Raw genomic sequence first — 1,932 nt, 5'->3', positions numbered from 1 at the left:
TCCTGAAGGCGCGCAGACGATGACCTACGGCTTCACGCCACGGCGCTGATCCACCCAGCATCATCAAGCCCAACCCGCACCCGGAGCACTGACGCGCCGGGTCGATCAACCACGACCAGATTTGAAGGAATGAACGACATGAACGATTTCAACAAGGCCAGCGGCCTCATCACCACCGGCTCAACTGACATCCGCGCTCAGGAAGCGCGAGACCGACAGACCCTTGAAAACCGGGTGGCTCAGATGCGGCGTGATCATGCGCAATCCGAGAAGGACCGGCAGGAGGCGGCTCTCCAAGAGCGTATCGCCCAGCAGACGGAAGCCGGCTTGCGGGCCAATCAACAGCTTCAGGCAAAGCGAATGGGGATCGTCAATACCGGGCAGGCCATGACCGATGGCCAGAAGGCGCAGATTGCGGCAGCAAAGCCCATGAACGGCTCCGCACCGCAGGCCCTTGTGGATCAGCTTGCGGTGACCGTTGGCGGCATCCAGTTAGGACCCCAGCAAGCCAAGGACATGGCGGCTCGCGGGGAGATCAGCCAGGGCGATTACGTCGCCGCAGTGAACGCGGCTCTGGTCCCATACGGCTATTCTTTCAGGTAGCCACGGAGGCCGAGAGTGACGGGGCGGTTGATGCCGCTCCGTTGCCTACCGTGGATGGGAAGACCGACGAGACCAACGACACTGAGGAATTGACCGACGACGAGAAGGAAGAGAAGCAACATGCCGAGTTTGTGCGCATGGCCGATCAGAGCCTTGATCGCTTCAGGGACACCCATAGCGAGGCCCAGCAGCAATTCATCGTGGACGCCTATGTCGAGACCGGAGAAATCCTTACCGGCGAAGGCTACGGCATTGACGAGGTGGAAGCGGCTGTTGTCGAAACTGCATTTACTCAGCACCTCGATAGGAACGTGCTGCGGCAGCATGGGCTGACACTGGCGACGTACTTCGAGCATGTCGATGAGGCCGACTACCCGGCACTGCGCAGGGCTGCGGCCAAAGGTGAATGGCACGTCTTCCACGGGCATGCCCAAGCCATAGCAGCGGCCCGCAGAGACGGTTCGGCTTACAGCGAGTAACCATAGCAGCACCTTTCCTACCCCCGATGCATCGCCCCAAGAGGTGTGTCGGGGTTGGGATTTTCAGAGCCCAAGCCCGCCGCGCCGCGCGCGTCTCCACAACCAATCGCCCAGGGGCCTTGCGTCTCCTCGCCGACAGCCCCCGGCATCTACGCTAGCAACCGGAGGGGTCAGCTCGCCATTGCGGGGAGCCCAAGCCACTCAGGGCTTGTGTATTCATGAATGTGGTTGCTTGTTCGGTCCGCACCCGGGTCCGAATGGTATTGCGATGTATTACCTCGGACCTGACTATCCATCTCAACGCTCCTTGAGGTAGGGTATCCGTTGGGAGGCGGGAAATGTGCAAATGGCTCAAGACCAACAGTGACGCTATTCAAGCAGGATCGGCGATCCTAGGTGTCGCAGTGGCCGTCATCGGATTTTGGCTGACGATCTACCAGTTGTCCTCAGCAAACCATTCGCTGCAAGCCTCAAACACGTACACCATCCAGCATGATGCCCGGGAGATTATTAGTGAAATCATCTCGCGAGGAAATGTTCGGCCCCTGATTATGGGCACATTGCCCGCAGGGAAGAAGGAGGAAGCCAAAACCGACCTCTGGCAAATGCTGAATTTCTATCTATCGGTCTTCAGGCAACTTCACGCTGGCGGAATCAACCAGAAGATAGGCGCTGCTTTCGGCAAGGATTTTTGCGATTTGCTCGACAAGGCTCCGGTGGCTACCGCATGGGACGAGCTTCTTAAGGAGAAGAGAATAACAGACGACTATGAGGAAATGAGAAGGACATGGTGTGGCAAAAAATAGGCTCATAGCTCTGGTGCTAATCTATCTGGCACTCTGTGCAGGGG

3 protein-coding genes are annotated in these 1,932 nt (G+C 58.3%); all 3 read left to right on the top strand.

Features of this window, described 5'->3' with window-relative positions; all coding sequences use genetic code 11:
• Positions 1 to 138 precede the first annotated feature (138 nt).
• On the top strand, positions 139 to 603 hold the full coding sequence (locus tag EN969_RS28850; RefSeq protein WP_127224117.1) for a hypothetical protein: 465 nt from the start codon (positions 139 to 141) through the stop codon (positions 601 to 603).
• 89 nt (positions 604 to 692) lie between these two features.
• Positions 693 to 1,082, top strand: a complete 390-nt coding sequence (locus EN969_RS28845; RefSeq protein WP_127224118.1) for a hypothetical protein — start codon at positions 693 to 695, stop codon at positions 1,080 to 1,082.
• Positions 1,083 to 1,420: 338 nt separating this feature from the next.
• Positions 1,421 to 1,888, top strand: coding sequence for a hypothetical protein (locus EN969_RS28840; protein WP_063168148.1), 468 nt, complete (start codon positions 1,421 to 1,423; stop codon positions 1,886 to 1,888).
• The last annotated feature ends 44 nt before the right edge of the window (positions 1,889 to 1,932 follow it).

It is taken from the genome of Mesorhizobium sp. M7A.F.Ca.CA.003.01.2.1, assembly GCF_003998945.1.
Taxonomy (GTDB): domain Bacteria; phylum Pseudomonadota; class Alphaproteobacteria; order Rhizobiales; family Rhizobiaceae; genus Mesorhizobium; species Mesorhizobium ciceri.
Note: the sequence above shows the minus strand (reverse complement) of the source record. Positions and strands in the feature narration are given on the sequence as shown.

What these genes read in the sequence shown, in the direction of transcription:
- EN969_RS28840 (WP_063168148.1), top strand. Translation starts at nt 1,421, where the DNA reads ATGTGCAAATGGCTCAAGACCAACAGTGACGCTATTCAAGCAGGATCG.
- EN969_RS28850 (WP_127224117.1), top strand. Translation starts at nt 139, where the DNA reads ATGAACGATTTCAACAAGGCCAGCGGCCTCATCACCACCGGCTCAACT.